General features: G+C 42.1%; 19 protein-coding genes. 11 read left to right on the top strand and 8 right to left on the bottom strand.

Annotated elements, in window-relative coordinates; genetic code table 11:
• Positions 1-22 precede the first annotated feature (22 nt).
• Both AC1DXF_RS14445 and AC1DXF_RS14450 read left to right on the top strand, forming a co-directional pair.
• A complete protein-coding gene (locus AC1DXF_RS14445; protein WP_477449441.1) occupies positions 23-439 on the top strand; it encodes an ABA4-like family protein in 417 nt (138 codons plus the stop codon).
• Positions 436-1,200 carry a hypothetical protein gene (locus AC1DXF_RS14450; RefSeq protein WP_477449442.1) on the top strand — a complete coding sequence of 255 codons (765 nt, stop codon included), beginning with the start codon at positions 436-438 and terminating at the stop codon, positions 1,198-1,200. Before AC1DXF_RS14445 ends, AC1DXF_RS14450 begins: the two co-directional genes overlap by 4 nt.
• A 102-nt stretch (positions 1,201-1,302) precedes the next feature.
• Here the strand turns inward: AC1DXF_RS14450 and AC1DXF_RS14455 are convergent, their stop codons facing one another.
• The 7 genes from AC1DXF_RS14455 to AC1DXF_RS14485 form a co-directional block, all read right to left on the bottom strand.
• Positions 1,303-2,094, bottom strand: coding sequence for a hypothetical protein (locus AC1DXF_RS14455; RefSeq protein ID WP_477449443.1), 792 nt, complete (start codon positions 2,092-2,094; stop codon positions 1,303-1,305).
• 197 nt (positions 2,095-2,291) lie between these two features.
• Entirely contained in the window at positions 2,292-3,731 is a 1,440-nt protein-coding gene (locus AC1DXF_RS14460) for a glycoside hydrolase family 125 protein (protein WP_477449444.1), read from the bottom strand.
• Positions 3,732-3,898: 167 nt separating this feature from the next.
• Positions 3,899-4,837, bottom strand: coding sequence for a glycosyltransferase (locus AC1DXF_RS14465; RefSeq protein WP_477449445.1), 939 nt, complete (start codon positions 4,835-4,837; stop codon positions 3,899-3,901).
• Complete coding sequence (locus AC1DXF_RS14470) at positions 4,816-5,652, bottom strand: class I SAM-dependent methyltransferase (protein WP_477449446.1); 837 nt, start codon at positions 5,650-5,652, stop codon at positions 4,816-4,818. The genes AC1DXF_RS14465 and AC1DXF_RS14470 overlap by 22 nt, the downstream gene beginning before the upstream one ends.
• Positions 5,653-6,037: 385 nt before the next feature.
• Complete coding sequence (locus AC1DXF_RS14475; protein ID WP_477449447.1) at positions 6,038-6,730, bottom strand: TapB family protein; 693 nt, start codon at positions 6,728-6,730, stop codon at positions 6,038-6,040.
• A gap of 108 nt (positions 6,731-6,838) precedes the next feature.
• Positions 6,839-7,732: a zinc dependent phospholipase C family protein gene (locus tag AC1DXF_RS14480; protein WP_477449448.1), complete on the bottom strand. Its 894-nt coding sequence runs from the start codon at positions 7,730-7,732 to the stop codon at positions 6,839-6,841.
• Between the two features lie 45 nt (positions 7,733-7,777).
• The gene (locus tag AC1DXF_RS14485; RefSeq protein WP_477449449.1) at positions 7,778-8,548 is read right to left on the bottom strand and encodes a class I SAM-dependent methyltransferase; all 771 of its coding nucleotides are present in this window, start codon (positions 8,546-8,548) and stop codon (positions 7,778-7,780) included.
• A gap of 528 nt (positions 8,549-9,076) precedes the next feature.
• Between AC1DXF_RS14485 and rpsT the strand changes: the two genes are divergently transcribed.
• The 7 genes from rpsT (at position 9,077) to AC1DXF_RS14520 (ending at position 15,821) form a co-directional block, all read left to right on the top strand.
• The gene (rpsT, locus tag AC1DXF_RS14490) at positions 9,077-9,331 is read left to right on the top strand and encodes a 30S ribosomal protein S20 (protein WP_477449450.1); all 255 of its coding nucleotides are present in this window, start codon (positions 9,077-9,079) and stop codon (positions 9,329-9,331) included.
• Between the two features lie 86 nt (positions 9,332-9,417).
• Complete coding sequence (gene radC, locus AC1DXF_RS14495) at positions 9,418-10,116, top strand: RadC family protein (protein WP_477449451.1); 699 nt, start codon at positions 9,418-9,420, stop codon at positions 10,114-10,116.
• Positions 10,117-10,286: 170 nt separating this feature from the next.
• Positions 10,287-12,686 (top strand): phenylalanine--tRNA ligase subunit beta, encoded by a 2,400-nt coding sequence (gene pheT / locus AC1DXF_RS14500; RefSeq protein ID WP_477449452.1) that lies wholly within the window; start codon positions 10,287-10,289, stop codon positions 12,684-12,686.
• 125 nt (positions 12,687-12,811) lie between these two features.
• Positions 12,812-13,102 (top strand): hypothetical protein, encoded by a 291-nt coding sequence (locus AC1DXF_RS14505; protein ID WP_147056325.1) that lies wholly within the window; start codon positions 12,812-12,814, stop codon positions 13,100-13,102.
• A 20-nt stretch (positions 13,103-13,122) separates the two neighbouring features.
• Positions 13,123-13,413 (top strand): cell division protein ZapA, encoded by a 291-nt coding sequence (locus AC1DXF_RS14510; RefSeq protein ID WP_477449453.1) that lies wholly within the window; start codon positions 13,123-13,125, stop codon positions 13,411-13,413.
• A gap of 233 nt (positions 13,414-13,646) precedes the next feature.
• Positions 13,647-15,212: a ribonuclease Y gene (gene rny / locus AC1DXF_RS14515; RefSeq protein ID WP_477449454.1), complete on the top strand. Its 1,566-nt coding sequence runs from the start codon at positions 13,647-13,649 to the stop codon at positions 15,210-15,212.
• Positions 15,213-15,275: 63 nt separating this feature from the next.
• A complete protein-coding gene (locus tag AC1DXF_RS14520; protein ID WP_477449455.1) occupies positions 15,276-15,821 on the top strand; it encodes an Mpo1 family 2-hydroxy fatty acid dioxygenase in 546 nt (181 codons plus the stop codon).
• On the opposite strand, the gene AC1DXF_RS14525 is transcribed toward AC1DXF_RS14520, so the two are convergent.
• On the bottom strand, positions 15,811-16,170 hold the full coding sequence (locus AC1DXF_RS14525) for a hypothetical protein (RefSeq protein ID WP_477449456.1): 360 nt from the start codon (positions 16,168-16,170) through the stop codon (positions 15,811-15,813). The genes AC1DXF_RS14520 and AC1DXF_RS14525 overlap by 11 nt on opposite strands.
• Positions 16,171-16,374: 204 nt before the next feature.
• Between AC1DXF_RS14525 and AC1DXF_RS14530 the strand changes: the two genes are divergently transcribed.
• Both AC1DXF_RS14530 and AC1DXF_RS14535 read left to right on the top strand, forming a co-directional pair.
• Positions 16,375-16,782, top strand: coding sequence for a hypothetical protein (locus AC1DXF_RS14530; RefSeq protein WP_477449457.1), 408 nt, complete (start codon positions 16,375-16,377; stop codon positions 16,780-16,782).
• A 285-nt stretch (positions 16,783-17,067) separates the two neighbouring features.
• A complete protein-coding gene (locus tag AC1DXF_RS14535; RefSeq protein ID WP_477449458.1) occupies positions 17,068-20,364 on the top strand; it encodes a TonB-dependent receptor in 3,297 nt (1,098 codons plus the stop codon).
• Positions 20,365-20,419 lie beyond the last annotated feature (55 nt).

Consider the following 20,419-nt stretch of genomic DNA (forward strand, 5'->3'; position numbering starts at 1 on the left):
ATACAACTAAATCAAAACAAATATGAATCCGGCACAGGTTTTTTCTATCGTTAGCGCCGTCGCGGCTTTGCAATGGCTGTTGTTAATTATCATTCCTCAATGGAAAATTACGCAGTGGTTAGTTAATCACACCGCTGTCCCCTTATTGCTTTCGGTAATTTACTGCATTTACATTGCCGGCTTTTTTAGTATCAACGGTGGTGGCTTTGGGTCGATACAGGAAGTTCGCATACTTTTTAGTAATGATGGCCTGTTGCTTGCGGGCTGGGTTCATTACCTCGCTTTTGATTTACTGATAGGTTTTTCCATCGTTAAATCGGCCAGGGCCTCGGCAGTCCCGCATTGGCTGGTTATACCCTGCCTGGCGCTCACCTTTATGTTTGGCCCTTGCGGCTATTTGCTTTATCAAATCATTTACAAAATTAAATCCTCAAAATGAAAACCTTATTCGCCCGTATCAGGACCATCAGTCCGGCTTTATACTACTGCGCATTAGGGCATTTGGCCTTGTTTGCCCTGATGTGCATTATAGCCCAATTTGATCACCGCCAGCTAATGGGTATCAACCTATGGACAAAGCCTATCAAATTTGCCATTTCTATCGCCATATATTGCCTAACCTGGCCCTTGCTGTTACAATACCTGCCGTTTGAGCGGCTTAAAAAACGCTTTGTAAATTTTACGGTTTTCGCCATGACGTTTGAAATGCTGGCCATTGCCACGCAAGCTGCAAGAGGGCAGCTATCGCACTACAACACGTCGGGCGCCTATAATGCAGTGGTATTTAGTGCGATGGGGATAGTGATTGTATCGCAAACCCTGTTTGCATTATATATGGGTATAAGGTTTCTTAAGGTGAAGGCGGTACAATTAACGCCCGCTTTGCTGTGGGCCATCCGCCTGGGTATAATCATGGCCTGCATCTTCGCACTTGAAGGTGGTTTAATGGCATCGCGCCTTGCGCATACCGTGGGCGCTGCCGATGGCGGCCCGGGCCTGCCGCTTTTTAACTGGAGCCGCATAGCCGGCGATTTACGGATAGCCCATTTTATGGGCCTGCATGCCCTGCAAATTGCGCCCCTGTTTGTGGTTTTTACCAGGGTTAAAAATGCCAGACCGGCGGTTATTTTTGCCTTAATTTATTTTGTGCTGGTTTCGTTGTTGTTTTATAATGCCATGTTGGGGAGGCCGCTATTTTAGAAAAGTAAATTTAGTCCGAAGTCTGAAGTCTTAAGTCAGTTTTGCTTTTCTGACTTCAGACTTGGTACTTGAGACTTCAGACTTGGTACTTATGCCTTAACACTACATATATTTTCCGTTTACCAGCCATTTGGCTATTCTTAATATGGTATGTTCGTTTTTATCTACCGAAGCAGATGAAATAATGGTTTTACCAAATCCATCGGGCGCAATGGTATAAGGCATAATTTGGTTATCCTTTTTTGTGTTTATAATAAATTTAGATGCGCTGTTACCACCTGTAAAACTCACCTTGGCAACTATCAAACCATCGGGCAGGCTAAATTCATAAGTATCACCCTCGGGCCCCGATGAAATATTTTTAAACTTACCAATGGGTTCCATCCCTTGGTAAATCATGTTGTCGTCTTTTATCATAACAGGAAACATCATGTTTCTTTTTACAATATTGTATTCTGTTCGTACAATAGGATTTTTGCTTTTCAGCGCTATAAATTCGTTTATTTTTGCCTCGTTAAGCTTATCGTCAACTATTATCCCGCTTTGGCCTATCAGTTTAGCAAAAGATTTTTCGGCACTTAATATACTCAGTGTAAATAAGCCTACCTGGCTGGTTGTTAAAAAAGAGAAGCGATAGTAAAAGTCGGTATTGTTTTGAGGATCAGGTGGCAAATCGCTGGCCAAAACGGCTATGATCAGTTTTTCACCGCTCATGGCATATAACTCATAGTTGGCAGGCTGGGCAAACCCCGCTTTAAGTTTAACTATTTTGGCAATCTCTTTGCCATCAACACTAAGCATACCCGATTTGTAGGAAACCGACTGGGCTGCCAAAGGGCCGACTAACAGCAATAACACCACCGATGTGATTACCGCTTTAATTGTTTTTCTCATTTTTTTGATTTAAGGTTAATTTTGATAACTGTTTAGGTTTATGGGCTTGAATAACAGGTTTGTTAAACCAGTTTTAAAGATAAGGATATTTAATAGATATATTATATTAATTATATGTTAAAATATAGCGTCGGTAATTAAAAAAAAAGCTGCCACTTAAAAAGTGACAGCTTCTGCATTTTAATTTTATAGTTTTTTTAAAAAATCTTCTGCAACAAATCCGGGTGGTGCGCGTGCAGTTTCACAATCAGTTCGCCAAACAGCGTATTGGCCCAGGCAAACCATTTGCGGGTAAAGTTGCTGGCATTGTCTTTATGGAAACCTTCGTGCATAAAACCTGTACCGGCATGGGTGTTTTTAAGCATATGCAGGCAGCGGGTAATCTCCAACTTATCTGTCGAGGTAAGGGCGCGCATGGTGATAGCCATAGGCCATATAAAATCAATCCCTACGTGCGGGCCGCCAATACCTTCGGCAACTTTGCCTTTAAAAAAGTAGGGGTTATCCAGGCTTAACACAAAACGGCGAGTGTTTTGATATAATGGATCGGTAACCGGCAACGAGTCCAGGTACGGTAGGGCCAGCAGGCTGGGTACATTGCTGTCGTCCATCAGCAACTGGTTGCCATAACCATCCACCTCGAAAGCCAAAATTTTGCCGTATTTTGGATGATTTACTACCGCGTATTTTTTTAGCGCGGCATCCACTTCGGCGGCAAGGGCTTTGCATTCGGCGGCTGTTTTGGCATCCTTGCCTATCACACTATACATTTCGGCCATTTGCCTTAAGCTGGTAACCGCGAAGTAATTTGAGGGGATAAGGAAAGGATAAATGGTAGCATCATCCGACGGACGGAAAATACTGCAAATCAATCCAACCGGTTTCACCGGGTTGCCGTAACCCCTGTTTGGCGCGGTATCGCTGGCGGTTTCTGTTTTACGCTGAAAATGGTACGGGCCTTTGCCGTTTTTGCGTTGCTGTACCTTAAAGGTATCCAGTATGGTTTTACCTGCCTTTTGCCAGGTTTCGTCAAAAAAGCTGGTATCGCCGCTTATTTTCCAGTAATTGTAGGCCAAACGCACAGGATAGCAAAGCGAATCAATTTCCCATTTGCGCTCGTGCAGTTCGGGTTTCATATCGGTTAAGTCGCTGTCCCACTCGCTGCCGGTTGGGCCTTGGTTAAAGGCGTTGGCATAAGGGTCAATCAGCACGCATTTTGCCTGGCGGCTCAACACACCCTGGATCACTTTTTTAAGCGCCGGGTCGTTTTTTATCAGCGGTAGGTACGGCCAAACCTGTGCCGATGAATCGCGCATCCACATGGCAAAAATATCACCTGTAATTACAAACGTATCGGGTTTGCCGTCTTTTTCTGAATAATTTACCGTGGTATCTAAAGTATTTGGGTAGCAGTTTTCAAAAAGCCAGGCTATTTCCGGGTCTTTAATATCCGCCTTAACTTTTTGGATGGTGGCTTCAACCGCTTTGCTGGTGAACTTACGGTCGGCCGGTTTGGGGCGGTGGCTTTCAAATACCGGTGCGGCTTTGCCCAGCCAGCTTGTTGCAGGTATAACGCCAAGGCCTAAACCGGCGGTAGCCACGCTGTTAATTTTAATAAAATGTCTCCTGGTAATCATAAGTAGTTTAAATGGTAGCTGTAAAAATATAAAAGTGTTTTACAATCCGAAAACAACGTGCTAAATTAATTTACCAGTGATATTATCGGGTAGTTAGTACCAGGTACCAGGATTAATTTTCGGTAAAAAAAGCGAAGATATATTCAGGGCAATGCCCGCGGCACCTATCAGCGGTGCAACCTTTGCTTTAGCTTGTTGTATAAGGCAGCATAAAACATGCGTTTGTATTTTAAACTAAACGGAGGTACTAAAAATGTCAGGATATTTTTGGTGCTAAATAGTGGTAGTTTGCTTATCCATTCGTCAATTATCCATTTGTGTTTGCTTGTTTCGGGTTTTAGCTCAAACTTATTTTGGATGTAATTAATTATAGTGAAATATTCTTTAATTCTCAGTATTTCATCGTTAATTGATTTTAATGAGCGGGTGGTTGTATTATGAATCCTGAAATAGTTCAACTTTTCGGCCACATAACCAATTGTTCCCTGGTTGAGTAAATTAACCCATATCATCCAGTCGCCGGCATATTTTAAGTTGGTAAACAACGCCGGGCTGATGGTTTCAAAGGCCGCCCTGGTAAATATAACGGCGCTGGCATTAACGATAATGTTTTTGTAAGCCAGGTAATCTCTTATTTCGTCGATGCCGTTATTTTGATAATCCTTTTCCCATTTTGTTAAATTCAATTCTTTTCCCCACTGCTCAAAATCCAGTTTTGTATTTTCTTCGTTTACTACATTGCTGCCACAATAAACCAATACGTTAGTAGTATTTGCCATCATACGTGCCATCATGGTTTCAAGAAACGCCGGTTCGCAATAATCATCACTTTCGGCAATCCATATAAAAGGGGCCGTTGTGGCGGCAATTCCTTTTAACCATTGTTTAAAAGGACTCTTGCTATTGTGATCATTATAAATAATAGCACCCACCAGCGGATGATGCCGGAATTGTTCAATAATAGTACGACTATCGTCGGTAGAACAATCGTCGAGTATAACCACCTCAAAGGCAGGGTAGGTTTGATTTAATACAGATTCGATCCTCCTTTTAAGAAAAGCAGAATGATTATAGTTAGGTATAATTACCGAGACTTTGAGGTCCATTGTTTGAGAAGACTTAATGGCTTCAGCAAAAAATTACCCAAACGATAACTGTTTGAAGCTTTAACACGGTTAATAGCATCATTGGCAACCTGCTGCCAAACATCGGCATCGGGGAAGATTGACGTGCCTATACGGGGGAGTGTAGCGTTTGACGCAATGGCGATGTTATAAACGGCCTGGAAATCGGCTGTTGATGAGACATTTTCATAGTCGCCAAAAAAGTGTGTGCAACCGGCTATTATTGCATCAGATATAACAAGCGAACCGTTGAGTATACGCTGATAATAGATATCCAGGTTTGCAAAGTATTCTTTCAGCAAATTCCTGAACTCATCAGTATAAAGTTCTTTAACATGAAAGGGGTTGTTGTATCCGGTAGCATCCGAGTAATTTTTTTTGTCGGGCGTCGAAATTATCAGTATACCATCAGGGCGCAAAACACGCTTTATTTCGCTAAGCATTTTCTGGTGTTCGGCATGATGTTCAATGGTTTCAAAACTAACTACTACGTCTACACAATTTTCGGGCAGTGGTATGTCGTTGCATGAGCCGATGTGGAAAGTCAGGTTTGGGGTATGATACTTTTTCTTTGCATCCGATATAGCTTTTTCAGATATATCCACACCCGTAACCGATGAAGCAACTTTGGCAAGTAAATTGGAACCATAACCCTCGCCACTTGCAACATCCAATACCTGTTTGCCCAAACAAAGTTGCTGTGCAATGCCATAACGGTGCAAATGTTCTATCGCGGTTGATCCCGAAATAAATGTTTCCAATCTTTCGCCATCCCAGTCAGGTGTTTTTTCTGCCATTGTTCAATATTTTTTACGAAGATAACATTTGGAGTATTACCAATACTGATAAAACAAATTGATCCTTAATAATCTTTTTGTTTTGCCCACGGAAGAAGCACAAAGTACATTCAGGGCAATGCCTGCGGCCCGGGCACATTCATAGGCGCACAGGCCTTAGCCACATTGGCCGGTATCTCTGTCTGCCGACAGACAGGCATTTCCATCCCTATTGCGGGGTGGTAAGTTGCTAAAACTACCGTATATTATGCAGATTTGTAGTTATGTGACGAATCAACCGGGCTAAATGCTTTAAACAAACCCGAAAGTTTATCTTCGGTGATTAAATACAAGGAGCGTTCAATTCAGCGATAGCGTTTTTGCTTAAATGAAAGATTAAGACTTCTCAATTCACCGAATCCAGTAAAGTTGTTGCCACCAGTTTGCCATCCTTGCCATAGGTTTCTGATTTGGCAAAACGGCCAAGTTTTGGCGCAAACCATTCAATAACTTTTATTTGAAAGGGGATGGATGTGCCCATCATACTAATCCTGAAAATGATATCGTTGGTGATTTTAAAACAATCAAAGCTGCCGGCTTTGGTTGTTACCTTCTCCTGCTTTTCAACCTTGCGGTTATTGATATTCAATTGTACCTGCCCCATTTGCGTGCCATTGCTCCCAACGTTAATGTTAAGGGCACCATCGTCAAGCTTTTGCCCGGTTTTAAGGTTGATGGGGTAGCTGAGGTATTTGGTGTCGCCGGTCATCTCCATATTGCCTAATTGCTTTAAGGATGCTGCCGGGATAAATGTTTTCATGTCAATTTTTATGACCTGGCCGGTACATATAATTTCGGAATTTCCAGTACCCATTGATTTGCCTGTTTTATCAAACAGCTCTATCCTGGCGTTTACGGTAGCAGCATCCTTTTTGCTGGTATTGCACACCATCGACCCCATTGGCTTGCTATCGCCGCCCTGGTTAACGTAAGTGAATTTTTTGCCGTTTACGTTACTGATGAAAGGGCTGCAGTTTTGCGCCGATACCTGGCAAATGAACGAGGTAAAAGAAATTATAGCAGGAATTAATTTTTTCATGTAATTGATTTGTTGAACATTAAAACTACAAAACCATTGTCATATTGTATAAGCCCCCTCTAAATCTCCCCCGGTAGGGGAGACTTTCAATCTTTTTTTAAGTCCTCCCTACCGAGGGAGATTTAGGAGGGGCCTTGCCGGCAATGTTGGCTGCCCCGCATCTACCCAGGCCGAATACCAAAAGCTGCCTACCGATAATATGGATGCCCGCATTTGCCGCTCTACCATGCCTTTCAATGCTTTTTGATACGCGAAGCTATAGGCTTCCGAGTAGTCTTTAACCTCTTTTTTGCCACGCAACACCATGGCGTACCTTTTACCGGCCGGGAAGCTTTTGTTCAATATCCTTTCGAAACGTAAAACCGTATCCACGCTTTTAAATGATGTCCTGCAAATCCGGAAGGCTTCGGCCAATGGGTTTTCGATGTAGCGGGCCTTGCCTACCTTTAAATTGTACTTATCGGCAAAAAGTTCGGGTATGCGGCTTTCCCATAACGCATGGATGCCGGTTTGGTTGGTAAACTGCCCGTTGTAGTTGATGGTAAGGTGCAAAGGCACATGAGCATCGGCAATATAATGCCCAAGGTTGGCCGATGTATTCAGGACAGCCAGTGTGTCACGGGCCTTAAACGCCCTTACCAGTTTATAGTACTGGTATTGGATGGTCCATGGAACGGTGCCGTATTTGTTTAAGGTATCGGCGGTATATTTTGCGGCGGCGTCCTTCCACTTTTGCGGCATCGCGGCCCATGGTTTTTTACCATAATAGTCGGCATCAAAAAAATGGCGGGGAGCTTCTGTAGAGTCCACGTAGCGGCGTTTATCGGCGCTTATGGCGTGTTCTGTAATGTAATCGATATTTGCCTTGTAAAAACCTATCATGCCTTTAGGCAGGGTATAAACGGCCAGTCTGTTGATGCGGTAATGCGCGAAGAAACCCCAGGAGGAGCACAGCAATATTAAACCAATACCCGATAAACTTAAAACGATGGCCCGCTTCATGACGGTAAATATGGGTTTAAGTTTTGGTTTTTTTGGGCGGTGCTTTTAATTTTTTGGGCAAAATCTCCCCACATAAACCTTCGTATCATAATTAATAGTAATAAAACCATCCAGTTGATATCTGTCGAAAAGGATTTTCAGGTCGTTCATCATTGGCTCGTAACCGGCCTCGTCGCGGGTGGGCATGTATGATGATGACAGCAGCCGGCCGGCCAATCCTTCAAAATCAAAAACCTGTTTGTTTTGAAATACTTTGAGCAGGAAAGGTTGGGGAGCGAAAAAGGCTTCGATCTGTTCGTCATTGATATTCCGGTGATCAACCTGCACATAATCATTGCCATGCTTAATGATAAGCTGGTCGTACTCCAGCTCAAAATCCGAAGTTGTTTTTCGCTCGTTCCATATCAGCGCTACAATCCCGCCAGGCTTTAGCACCCGCTTAAACTCCGCCCTCGATTTTTCCCGGTCGAACCAATGGAAGGCCTGGCCGGCTATGATGAAATCGATGCTGCCGGTTTCCAGTCCGGTATTTTCGGCGGTGCCGTTCATGGCCTTAAAGCCGGGATAGTTACCCAATAGTTCAACCGATTTAGCACGCATCTCCTTGTTGGGTTCAATGGCGATAACTTTATATCCGGCATCCAGGAACAGGGCGGTAGAGATGCCGGTACCTGCGCCAATATCGGCGATAAGTTTGCCGACCGACAGCTCATAATTGTCTTCCAGAAATTCCACAATTGTTTTGGGGTAGTGCGGCCGGTACTTTACATAGTCGTCTACCCGGTTGCTAAACCTGGTTGTGCTGTTGTTGGTCATTGTCAGGTTGATTGGGTTGGATTAAGTTGATTGAGTTGATTAAGTTGGATTGAGTTGATTAGGTTGATTGGGTTAGATTGAGTTGGATTGTTTTTTTAAAACAGTTGAACACTAATAATAATGTCAACAGGAGTAGATTGTTTTATCTTTTTATAGCCTTATAACAGTAACTTAATCAACTCAATCTAACCCAATCAACCAATCAACTAATTTGCCTTATAACAGTAACTTAATCAACTCAATCTAACCCAATCAACCAATCAACTAATTTGCCTTATAACAGTAACTTAATCAACTCAATCTAACCCAATCAACCAATCAACTAATTTGCCTTGTAACAGCAACTTAATCAACCTAATCTAACCCTATCAACTAATCAACTAACTTGCCATATAACCCCAACTTAATCAACCTAATCCAACCCAATCAACCAATAAACTTTTTTAAAATAGCATTTGCAATAATCAAAATATCGCCCTATATTTGCAGTCCTTAAAATAAGTAGAAAAAAGAATAACAAGCTATACGATGGCAAATCATAAATCATCTTTAAAAAGAATCAGGTCAAACGCTGCGAAGCGTCTGCGCAACAGGTACCAGGCAAAAACAACCAGGAACGCTATTAAAAAATTAAGAACCACTACAACTAAAGCTGATGCTTCTGCATTGTTAGGTAAAGTGATTTCTATGCTTGATCGTTTGGCTAAAAAGAATGTTATTCACAAAAATAAAGCTTCAAACAATAAATCGAAGCTTACTAAATTTGTAAACGGCTTAAGCTAAACTTAGCTTTTAACGATATAAAAAAGGGATTGTACCATTGGTATGATCCTTTTTTTTGTTTCCATCCTTTTTCATACATTAATGCCGTGGAAAACTACGAAACTAAGATCGGTATAAAATCATGGGCCGAGGCCGACCGTCCGCGCGAGAAACTCAGCGGCCAGGGCCGCCGCGCGCTAACAGATGCCGAACTGATTGCCATCCTGATAGGTTCGGGCAGCCGCAATGAAACCGCCGTTGAACTGAGCAAGCGCATCCTGCACCATTACGATAATGACCTGAATAAGTTAGGAAAAGCTTCAATATCAGAACTTTCTAAATTTAAAGGGATAGGTGAGGCCAAAGCTATCTCCATTATTGCCGCCCTTGAAATTGGCCGCCGCCGTAACGATACCGAAAGCCTGGCCCCCGATTATATCAACTCCAGCCGCGATGGTTACAACATTATGCGCCGCCATCTGATGGATTTGAACCACGAAGAATTCTGGATCATATTATTGGGCCGTTCGCAAAAAGTGTTGGGTAAAGAGCTGATTAGTAAAGGCGGTTTGGCCGCCACCATCTGCGACCCTAAAATTATTTTCCACGCCGCCCTGCAATACCAGGCCAGCGGACTGATCCTGGTTCATAACCATCCATCCGGAAATCTGAAACCCAGCCAGGAAGATATTATGCTCACGAAAAAACTATCTGCCGCAGGCAGGATGCTGGATATAAGTGTATTTGATCATTTGATTATTACGGATAATGGATTTGTGAGTTTGGCAGATTCGGAGATGATGTAAATTTGATTTGAAAATTTGAGAATTTGAAGATTTGAAAATGGATTCACATTTCAGTTCTCGTAAAAAACGGTATTTAAGCATTTTCAAATCTTCAAATTTTCAAATCCTCAAATTATCCCAATTCCCACATCCGAAATCTTTATATCTTTGCCGATTATCATTTCTGAATAATGAAGATATCGTATAACTGGCTTAAAGAATTTATTGATACCGATAAAACTCCGCAGGAAATTTCGATCATCCTTACCGGTACCGGTTTGGAGGTAGAGAGCCTGGAGAAAGTACAACCCATTCCCGGCGGCCTGGAAGGCCTGGTGATTGGTTTTGTAAAGGAGAGTATTGCCCATACCAATTCAGATCACCTGCATGTTACCAAAGTTGACGTAGGCGGTCCTGAAGACCTGCAAATTGTTTGTGGTGCCCATAACGTGGCCGCAGGCCAAAAAGTGGTTGTAGCTACCGTAGGCACTACCATATACCCAACCGTTGGCGAGCCTTTCGCTATAAAAAAGTCGAAAATTCGTGGCGAGGTATCCGAAGGGATGATCTGTGCTGAGGATGAGATAGGCCTGGGTACCGATCATGCCGGTATTATGGTGTTGGATGAAGATGCTGTAGTAGGCACGCCAGCCAAAAACTACTTTAAGCTGCACGATGATTATATGTACGAGATAGGCTTAACACCTAACCGTGCCGATGCTGTATCGCACCTGGGTACGGCCCGCGATATTGCCGCGTTTTTGAAAATAGGGGTCAGGAAACCCGATGTAAGCGCATTTAAGGTTGATGACACCAGCCGCACCATCGAGGTTGTGGTAGAGAATGAGCAGGCAAGCCCCCGTTATGCCAGCTTAACCATCAGCGGTGTTGAGGTTAAAGATTCGCCAAAATGGCTAAAAGAGCGACTGGCTGTAATAGGCATCCGCTCCATCAATAACATTGTAGATGTTACCAATTATGTATTGCACGAATTGGGGCAACCATTGCACGCGTTTGATGCTGATGAAATAACAGGCGGTAAAGTACTGGTTAAAAACTATCCCGAAGGAACGATATTTAAAACGCTGGATGATGTTGACCGCAAACTATCAGAAAATGATTTGATGATTGGCAACACCGAAGAGCCCATGTGTATTGCTGGTGTTTTTGGCGGTGCAAAATCTGGTGTTAAGTCATCTACCAAAACAATCTTTTTGGAGAGTGCTTATTTCAACGCGGTATCAGTACGTAAAACGGCCAAGCGCCACGGTTTAAAAACCGACGCGTCGTTCCGTTTTGAGCGTGGTACCGATCCGGATATGCCTGTGTTTGCTTTAAAGCGTGCCGCTTTGCTTATTCAGCAAGTTGCGGGAGGTAAAATATCGTCGCAAATCTCTGACCATTATCCAACCCCCGTTGCGCCTTTCGCTTTCGAGGTTACTTATAAAAATATCGACAGGCTCATCGGCCAGCAAATTACCCATGGCGAGATCAAAGCGATCATCGAGGCACTTGACATTAAGATAGTGGGTGAAACTGCGGACTCATTATCATTGGAAGTTCCTCCATACCGTGTTGATGTAACCCGCGAGGTTGATATTGTGGAAGAGATTTTGCGTATTTACGGCTATAACAATATCCATATTCCAACCCAAATCAGGGCATCGCTTAACAATTCGCAAAAAAAGGAGAAGGACACGGTTCAAAACCAGATTTCGGATTTGTTGAGTGCCAATGGCTTTAACGAGATCCTGTCAAACTCCTTAACTAAATCGGCCTATTCAGATAATCTGGATGTGGCTGTAAAAATCCTGAACCCGTTGAGCAGCGACCTGGATGTAATGCGCCAAAGCCTGCTGTTTTCAGGATTAGAAGCTATCGCCTACAACCAAAACCGCCGTGCGGCCGATTTAAAGTTTTATGAATTTGGTAAAGTGTACAGCGTTAAGGACGATAAATATAGCGAGGTACAACGCTTCTCGATATTCATCACCGGCGCCGATGCTGCCGAACAGTGGAACCAAAAGCAACAGCCGGTTTCGTTTTATAACCTGAAGGCAATTGTTGATGGTATTTTGCAGCGCCTGAACATTACCGATTTTGTGGTTGAAGATGCTACCTGCAGCAAACTGGCCTTCGGTTTACAATACTCGCTGAATGGTAAACAACTGGTTAAGTTTGGTCCGGTTGGTGCTAATGCCCGGAAAAAAACCGATGTAGATAAGGAGGTTTTTTATGCGGACTTTAACTTCGATATGGTGCTGAACGCCGTACGCAAAAACGTGATTGTTTACCAGGAAGTTTCTAAATTCCCGGCCGTAAGGCGCGACCTTTCCATGCTGATAGATAAGTCGGTTTCGTTTGGTCAGTTAAAACAGATTGCGCAGCGTACCGAGCGTAAGCTTTTAAAGGAGGTAAGTGTATTTGACGTTTACCAGGGCGATAAATTGCCTGCCGGTAAAAAATCATACGCGCTGAGTTTCATCATCCAGGATATTGAAAAAACGCTGACCGATAAAGCCATCGACTCGGTAATGCAAAAATTAATTTATAATTTAGGAAAAGAAGCAGGAGCGGAGATAAGGAAGTAATTAGTGAATTGATGAGTTAGTGAATTAGTGATTTAATACAAAAGTTTATTAATTAATTCAATCATTGATTCACCGCTAATTAAAAACTCACTAATTCACTAACTCACTAATTCACTAAATAAAAAATGCCTTCAGTAGCAGAACAGTTAAACAAAATAGTTGATAAAACCGAAAGGTTAATTGAGCTTTGTGCTGCTTTACAGGAGGAGAATGACCTGTTGAAGCTGGAGAGTGAGGCGCTTACCGTTGCACTTGATGCAAGTAAAAATAAGACGAAGGACCTGGAAGAAAAGCTTCGTGTATTGAAACTTGCAAAATCATTTTCAGAAACAAATGAGAAAAGTGTTGACATTAAGCAAAAAATTAACGACTTTGTGCAGGAAATAGATAAGTGTATTGTATTATTGAAAAAATAGTACAAAAAGTGAAAAGCTCAATGGGAGAAATCTCAATAAAAATAAATATTGCTGACAGAGTTTACCCCTTAAAGGTAAACATGGAAGAAGAAGAAATAATACGCAGGGCGGCTAAACTAATTAACGACCGGATAAAAGAATATCAGGAAAATTATGCGGTTAGGGATAAGCAGGATTTGCTTTCGATGTGTGTGTTGCATTATGCCACATCATCGTTAAAAGCAGAGAAAAAGGTTAGCAACGAAGATACCGATGTTGCCGAAAAGGTATACCAGTTAGACCACTTGCTGAACGAATTTTTTTCGAAGTAATAAACGTTCTTTACATAATATACAGAGCACATTTAAGATTTAACCGCAGTTAAATTTTAGGTTTCACTATTAAAAACTTAACGCTTCAATATGAGCGGATCAAAGAGGCATGCGTTACTACAAGTATTAGCGTAACCCATGATTCCAATATCCGAAATGAGGTTTTTAAATACATGATACTTGAAAATTAGTTGCGGTTTTTTTTATATACATACATACCCAATAAACCTAAAATGGACATATTACTATACGGAATAATCGGGCTTTTGCTTGGTGCCTTTATTGGTATCGGTATTGGCCGCTTCCTGTTACGGAAGCTTTTTAAAGACCAGGAAACATCGGCACAAAATAAAGTGAAGAAAATATTAAAAGATGCCGAAAACAATGCCGAGATCCTGAAGAAAAACAAGTTGCTTGAAGCCAAAGAGAAGTTTTTGCAAATGAAAGCAGAACATGAGCAGGAAGTAACCAACAAAAACAACAACATTAACCAGCGCGAAAACGGTGTAAAACAAAAAGAGCAATCATTAAACCAGCGCCTGGAGAACATGAACCGTAAGGAAAGTGAGCTGGATAACACCCGCAAAAACCTGGAGAAGCAAACCGAAATTGTTGTTAAAAAACAAGAAGAGGTTGATATTCTGAAAAACTCCCACCTGCAACAGCTGGAAACCATTGCCGGCCTATCGGCCGAGGAGGCTAAAAACCAATTGGTTGATAACCTGCGCGAGGAAGCCCGCAGCAAGGCCATGATCCAGATAAAAGATATTGTTGACGAGGCTAAACTCACGGCTACCAAAGAGGCTAAAAAGATAGTTATCCAAACCATACAGCGTACCGCTACCGAAAGTGCTATCGAAAACACGGTATCTATTTTCAATATCGAGAATGACGAGATCAAGGGCCGTATCATCGGTCGCGAAGGCCGTAACATCCGTGCTTTGGAAGCTGCAACCGGTATCGAAATTATTGTGGATGATACCCCGGAAGCTATCATCTTATCGGGCTTTGACCCGGTAAGGCGCGAAATTGCCAGGTTGGCCATGCACCGTTTGGTAACAGATGGCCGTATCCACCCGGCGCGTATTGAAGAGGTGGTTGCCAAAACCAAAAAGCAAATTGAAGAAGAAATTGTTGAAATAGGCGAACGTACTGTTATCGACCTGGGTATCCATGGTTTACACCCTGAGCTGATCCGTATGGTTGGCAGGATGCGTTACCGGTCATCGTACGGCCAAAACCTGTTACAGCATTCGCGCGAGGTTGCCAATTTCTGTGCCACCATGGCGGCCGAGTTAGGCCTTAACGTAAAAATGGCCAAACGTGCCGGTTTGCTGCATGATATAGGTAAGGTGCCTGATGATAACCCGGAACTGCCACACGCTATTTTGGGTATGCAATTAGCCGAAAAATATAAAGAACATCCTGAAGTTTGTAACGCCATAGGAGCTCACCACGATGAGATAGAAATGACTTCTATGCTGTCGCCGATAATCCAGGCTTGTGATGCTATTTCGGGCGCCCGTCCGGGTGCACGCCGCGAGGTGGTTGAAAGCTATATCAAACGCTTAAAAGAGTTGGAAGAGCTGGCTTTATCATACCCAGGTGTCGAAAAAACATTTGCTATCCAGGCCGGCCGCGAACTGCGTGTAGTTGTTGAAAGTGAAAAAATCAGCGATGCGCAATCAGAAGTTTTGGCTGCCGATATTTCAAACCGGATTCAAACCGAAATGACTTATCCCGGCCAGATAAAAGTTACCGTAATCAGGGAAACCCGTTCGGTGGCGTTTGCCAAATAATTAAAATAAAAAATCAATGCAAACCCTTTCGGCTTATACCCGGAAGGGTTTTATATTTGTACCGTGACCAGCAAAAAAACAGCAAGCAATAAAGGTGGGGCATCAGCGGATGCCAAAGCTAATGAAAGTATTGCCCGGCGGTACATCGATAGGTATGCTTTAAGCCACCAGGACCCAGTTAATCAGGTGATACATTACATATGTGTGCCGCTGCTAATGTTTAGCATATTCGGGTTACTATGGGCAATTCCCTTTCCCCACTTTAAATTTTTAGGAACATACAACGGGTATTTTAACTGGGCATCATTTGCTATCACGATAGCGGTTTATTATTACCTGCGTATTTCGCCGCTTATTTCATACACCATGCTTTTCGTACTGTTAGGGTTTAGCTATCTTATCATGATGTTGTTAAGCTGGCAGGCGTTAGGCGGCCCTGCAATGTGGCTTGTTTGCCTTATGATTTTTATACCGGCTGCCGGTTTGATATTGATAGGTAACTCCCGCGAAAAAACTTCTTCTCAATACGGGCTCAATATAAAGTCGTTACCTGTAGCCCCTGTGGTGCTGATATATGTACTTTTAAAGAAGCTTCGTATTAACAGTTAAGCTCTCCCGGCACGGCTTCTGCACTGCAGGTGCTTGCCAGGTTGTGTATTCCGTTAAATAAGTAGGCGAATCTGCATGCCATTTGTTCAAATAAATGCGCGTCCACATTGTATTTTATGTTGCCTTTATGGCCGGTAATATTTATTATTCCAAGGGTTTTTAATTCGGAGAGATGCTTGTTTATAGTCTCATGATGAAACGGTATCTCGCAAAAATTATCTTTGGTTATGGCATTGCCGTTGGCAATTATCATCCGGATGATAGCAACCCTTACCGGTAAGGCAAGTGCTTTGGCGAAGTTTGCGAGTTCGTTATCCGTATTTGAAAATTTTGAATCGATAAAGGTCATGTTAGATAATTTGACAATGGTGAACCCGATAATTGTTTAAAACCTACATTTCGTTAAAAAATGTGAAATCAATATGTTTATACTGTAGTTACAACAATGCGGGCAATTTTAACGCTAAAACAAATTGAAAATTGAACTAATCAATCTCTTGATTTTTGCAGATCAATAAATCCGGGGAATGATCAAATTTTCCAGGACTGGAAAATGGAAAGGGCTTTGCCCTTACAAAAAAGTTTGTTAACCAAACAGAAGCCTTCAAGGGGGCTTTTATATATTAATTGCTTTGTGGGACTACAAAAAAGATTAATAAATGGAGCTTTTAATAAAATAAAAATATTTTTACTAAAAATAACCCGCGGTCTTGACAGAAAAGCTGCGGGAGTAGATTTGTCGTTTTTATGTTTTGAGATACTACCATTATTTAACTCCCCGGTACCGGAAATTAATTCAATATCGCTTTTAGTATTGGTGGTTTGGTTAAGGTTTGGGCACCTTGTAACATACAAGCATGAAAAAATGAAATATAGCCAGGCTATAAATAAACATAAAATCTTTGTGCCCACTTTGACCTTAGTCATATTACTATACGATGTATTCGGTTTAAAGCGGTAAAATTATATAGAGAACATTAGCTTTGTGTTAATTTAAAATCACCATAACATGAACTTTAACAGGGCTGCAGGCCCAGGTTTATCAAGCAATGCCAATATTGCCGGAGACCGAATTAAGATTGAATAATAGAGGTGTACATTTAACCGTTAATAAACGAAATATTAACAAGGCCGTGATTTTATGGGTTTAAATTTAGTAATACATTAAACAGGTGTTAATATAATAATACAGTGTTAATCTTAAATTAACATTACAGCTTCACCTTTGTGTTCAAAATAAACACAAATGAAAAAGCTATACTTTATTCTTTTATCACTGCTGCTTATTGGGGCTGTTAATGTTGCCAGCGCGCAGATTACCACCTCGTTAGTAAGCGGAAAAGTTACCGACCAAAAGGGCGTTACGTTGCCTGGTGTAACCATTACCGTACTTAACACAAGCACCGGTACCCGTTACGGCTCACAAACTAACTCCGAAGGCCGTTACACAATTGCCAACGTTAATCCGGGTGGCCCCTACACCATCACTGCTTCTTTTATCGGGTTTAAAAAAGATGAAAGAGCAGATATCAACTTAAGTTTAGGTACAACAACCTTAAATTTCGCCCTTGCCGAAGAAACTACAACTTTATCGGAAGTAAAGATTAAGGGCACTGCAGGTGGTACCAAAACTGGTGCAAGCACCCGCATTAACCAAAACCAAATTAAAAACCTGCCCACAATTAACCGTAGCCTGCAGGATTTAACCAGGTTAACGCCACAAAGCAATAACAACTCTTTCCAGGGAACAAACTATCGTTACAATAACGTAACGCTTGATGGAGCCATCAATAACGACGCGATTGGTTTTAGCCCTTCATTAGGCGGCCAAAGCAATGCATCGGGCCAGGTAGGCAGCAGTACCCGTACAAGCCCGGTATCATTGGATGCCATCCAGGATATCCAGGTGTTGGTTGCGCCTTATGATATTAAAATCGGTAACGTATTGGGTGGTAGTATCAATGCTGTAACCCGCAGCGGTACTAATGATTTTTCAGGTGCCGTTTACGGCTATGGCCGTGGTGCTTTTCTAGTGGGTCCTAACAATGCAGCTGCTGCTGCCGGTGGCGATGGTTCAAAACTACCTTCAAGCTTTCATGATTACCAGGCTGGTATCCGTTTAGGTTTCCCTATCATTAAAAATAAATTATTCTTCTTTACCAATGAAGAAATTGCCCGCCGCCAGGATCCCGTTATCCGTGGTGCAGATGCAAGCGGCTCAACTCAGATATTGAGCAAAGAGGATGCTGACAAACTGGTTAATGCATTCATGCTATTTACAACTGATGCTAACCATCCCAAAGGTATTGATCCCGGTACTTATCACGATACATATATCTACTCGCGTTCAAACAAATTCTTTAACCGTTTGGATTGGAATATAAATGATAACAACCAGTTAACTATCCGTAACAACACCATCAGTTCAACGGCTACTAACTTAGAGCGCGACCAGCAAAACTTCCGTTTCGGTGGCATCGATTACGTATCGCATAATAACTCAACTTCTACCGTTGCGGAGTTAAAGTCAAGGTTTTCAAACAGCGCGAGTAACAGTTTAGTTATCGGTTACTCAAACGTACATGATTACCGCGATCCGACAGTTGATCCGTCATTGCCACAAATCGAGATCACCGGCCGCACACCAGGCACCACCATATTTATGGGTACCGACCGTGAGGCTGCCATATTTGATATGCACCAAAAAACTGCCGAGTTTACTGATAACTTTACTTTAACAAAAGGTAAACACACCTTTACTTTTGGTACACACAATGAGTTTTATAATATCACTTACAACTTTGTAAACTCATGGAACGGCCGCGTTGCTTACAGCAGCATCGAAAAATTTATCGCTAACAGTCCCTCACGTGTACGTACAAACTTCAACTACACCAACAACAGCCGCGATTATATTTTAGATAATCCATCTGCTAAGTTTAATGTTAACTTGTTAAGTTTATATGGCCAGGACGAAATTCAACTGACAGATAATTTTAAATTGACTGCAGCCTTACGTCTTGATTATGCCGGTATACCAAACAAACAACCTTTAAGCGACAAAACAACAGGTGCAGTGGCAGATCCCCACTACGGTAATACCTTTACCTACACTAAACCACGCGATATCAAACAAAACTATTTGAACAATATCGAGATTAACCCGCGTGTATCATTTAATTATGATGTAAATGGCGATCAGAGCCTGATTGTACGTGGTGGCAGCGGTTTCTTTACAGGTCGTGTACCGTTTGCATGGTTTGGTTACGCGTTTTACAACAATGGCGCAACTTATGGCGCTTATGATAGCAAATCTGCTCAAAAAGCAGGTACAAACCCGGTTTCTACATCTCCTAACGGCCGTTTAGATTATGTTAACGCCCAGGGCTTTAATACAGCAGCTACAGGCCCAACCCAGGTTGACTTAATTGACAACAAATTTAAAATGCCGCAAGTTTGGAGAAGCAGTTTAGCTTTTGATTATACAACAGATGATCAGTGGAAATTCACATTAGAAGGTATCTACACCAAAACAATCCACGATTTAAAGTTTCAGCAGGTTAATACTACAGATAGTGTAACATATTATACTTACGATACCAAAAAACAACAGCCAATATTTTTAACCGGTACTGCGGCAAATGGTTCAAATCTAGCCAAAGTTAGCCAGTCATATACCAATGCTTACGAGTTATCAAACACAAGCCTGGGTTATCGTTACAGCATTACAGCACAGGTTGGTAAAACCTTTCCGTTTGGCTTAAGTGGTAATGTTGCCTATACTTATGGTCATTCAAAAGATGTAACCAATGGTATCCGTAACTCAATGGAGTCAAACTGGCAGTTAAACCAGGCTTTAAACCCTAACAACCCGGGTTTAGCCAATTCAAACTTTGATATCCGTCACCGTATCGTATCCAACCTTAACTTAAGGCACGATTGGGATGCTGCTAAAAACTATACTGCAAACTTTACCTTCTTCTTTAGCGCACAATCTGGTAACCCTTACACTTACGGTTTTTACCCAAGTGCTATCGACGGAACAGGACAACAAGTTAGCTTAGCTTATATCCCTAAACAAGGTGAAACTGTAAACTTCTTTAGCGATGTAGTTGGCGGACAAACAGCCGCTCAGCAAGCTGCTGCTTTTGATGCTTTCATTGATAAAAACAGCTACCTGTCGTCACGTCGTGGTAACTTTACCCAACGTAATGCAGCCTTTACGCCATGGAATAATCAATTAGATTTCCGTTTTTCGCAAGACTTTAAATTTGGTGGTAAACACAAACAGGTTATTACATTTACCTACGATATTGTTAACCTTACCAACTTGCTGAATAAAAAATGGGGTCAGTATTATTTCTCGGCCAACACATTCAATTCAACATCAAGCATCGGCTTAACGCCAAAAACAACGCCGTCATTTGCTAATATGGCAACAACTTATCCTAAATATACATTCCAGGATCCAGGATTGCCTTATTCGGTTGATTTGTTTGCTTCACGCTGGCAAATGCAATTTGGTATCCGTTATGGATTTTAAAAGCCAAACAACATAGTTAATATACAAAACGTCCCTGCCGGTTACCTGGCAGGGA

Source organism: Mucilaginibacter sp. P2_A5, from assembly GCF_056404995.1.

Excerpts from the sequence above, each read along its gene's own strand:
- AC1DXF_RS14530 (WP_477449457.1), top strand. The coding sequence starts at position 16,375 with ATGGAAAGGGCTTTGCCCTTACAAAAAAGTTTGTTAACCAAACAGAAG.
- AC1DXF_RS14480 (WP_477449448.1), bottom strand. The coding sequence starts at position 7,732 with ATGAAGCGGGCCATCGTTTTAAGTTTATCGGGTATTGGTTTAATATTG.
- AC1DXF_RS14510 (WP_477449453.1), top strand. The coding sequence starts at position 13,123 with ATGGGAGAAATCTCAATAAAAATAAATATTGCTGACAGAGTTTACCCC.
- AC1DXF_RS14525 (WP_477449456.1), bottom strand. The coding sequence starts at position 16,170 with ATGACCTTTATCGATTCAAAATTTTCAAATACGGATAACGAACTCGCA.
- AC1DXF_RS14445 (WP_477449441.1), top strand. The coding sequence starts at position 23 with ATGAATCCGGCACAGGTTTTTTCTATCGTTAGCGCCGTCGCGGCTTTG.
- AC1DXF_RS14455 (WP_477449443.1), bottom strand. The coding sequence starts at position 2,094 with ATGAGAAAAACAATTAAAGCGGTAATCACATCGGTGGTGTTATTGCTG.
- AC1DXF_RS14475 (WP_477449447.1), bottom strand. The coding sequence starts at position 6,730 with ATGAAAAAATTAATTCCTGCTATAATTTCTTTTACCTCGTTCATTTGC.
- AC1DXF_RS14505 (WP_147056325.1), top strand. The coding sequence starts at position 12,812 with ATGCCTTCAGTAGCAGAACAGTTAAACAAAATAGTTGATAAAACCGAA.
- AC1DXF_RS14465 (WP_477449445.1), bottom strand. The coding sequence starts at position 4,837 with ATGGACCTCAAAGTCTCGGTAATTATACCTAACTATAATCATTCTGCT.
- AC1DXF_RS14535 (WP_477449458.1), top strand. The coding sequence starts at position 17,068 with ATGAAAAAGCTATACTTTATTCTTTTATCACTGCTGCTTATTGGGGCT.
- AC1DXF_RS14485 (WP_477449449.1), bottom strand. The coding sequence starts at position 8,548 with ATGACCAACAACAGCACAACCAGGTTTAGCAACCGGGTAGACGACTAT.
- AC1DXF_RS14450 (WP_477449442.1), top strand. The coding sequence starts at position 436 with ATGAAAACCTTATTCGCCCGTATCAGGACCATCAGTCCGGCTTTATAC.
- pheT (WP_477449452.1), top strand. The coding sequence starts at position 10,287 with ATGAAGATATCGTATAACTGGCTTAAAGAATTTATTGATACCGATAAA.
- rpsT (WP_477449450.1), top strand. The coding sequence starts at position 9,077 with ATGGCAAATCATAAATCATCTTTAAAAAGAATCAGGTCAAACGCTGCG.
- AC1DXF_RS14460 (WP_477449444.1), bottom strand. The coding sequence starts at position 3,731 with ATGATTACCAGGAGACATTTTATTAAAATTAACAGCGTGGCTACCGCC.
- AC1DXF_RS14470 (WP_477449446.1), bottom strand. The coding sequence starts at position 5,652 with ATGGCAGAAAAAACACCTGACTGGGATGGCGAAAGATTGGAAACATTT.
- rny (WP_477449454.1), top strand. The coding sequence starts at position 13,647 with ATGGACATATTACTATACGGAATAATCGGGCTTTTGCTTGGTGCCTTT.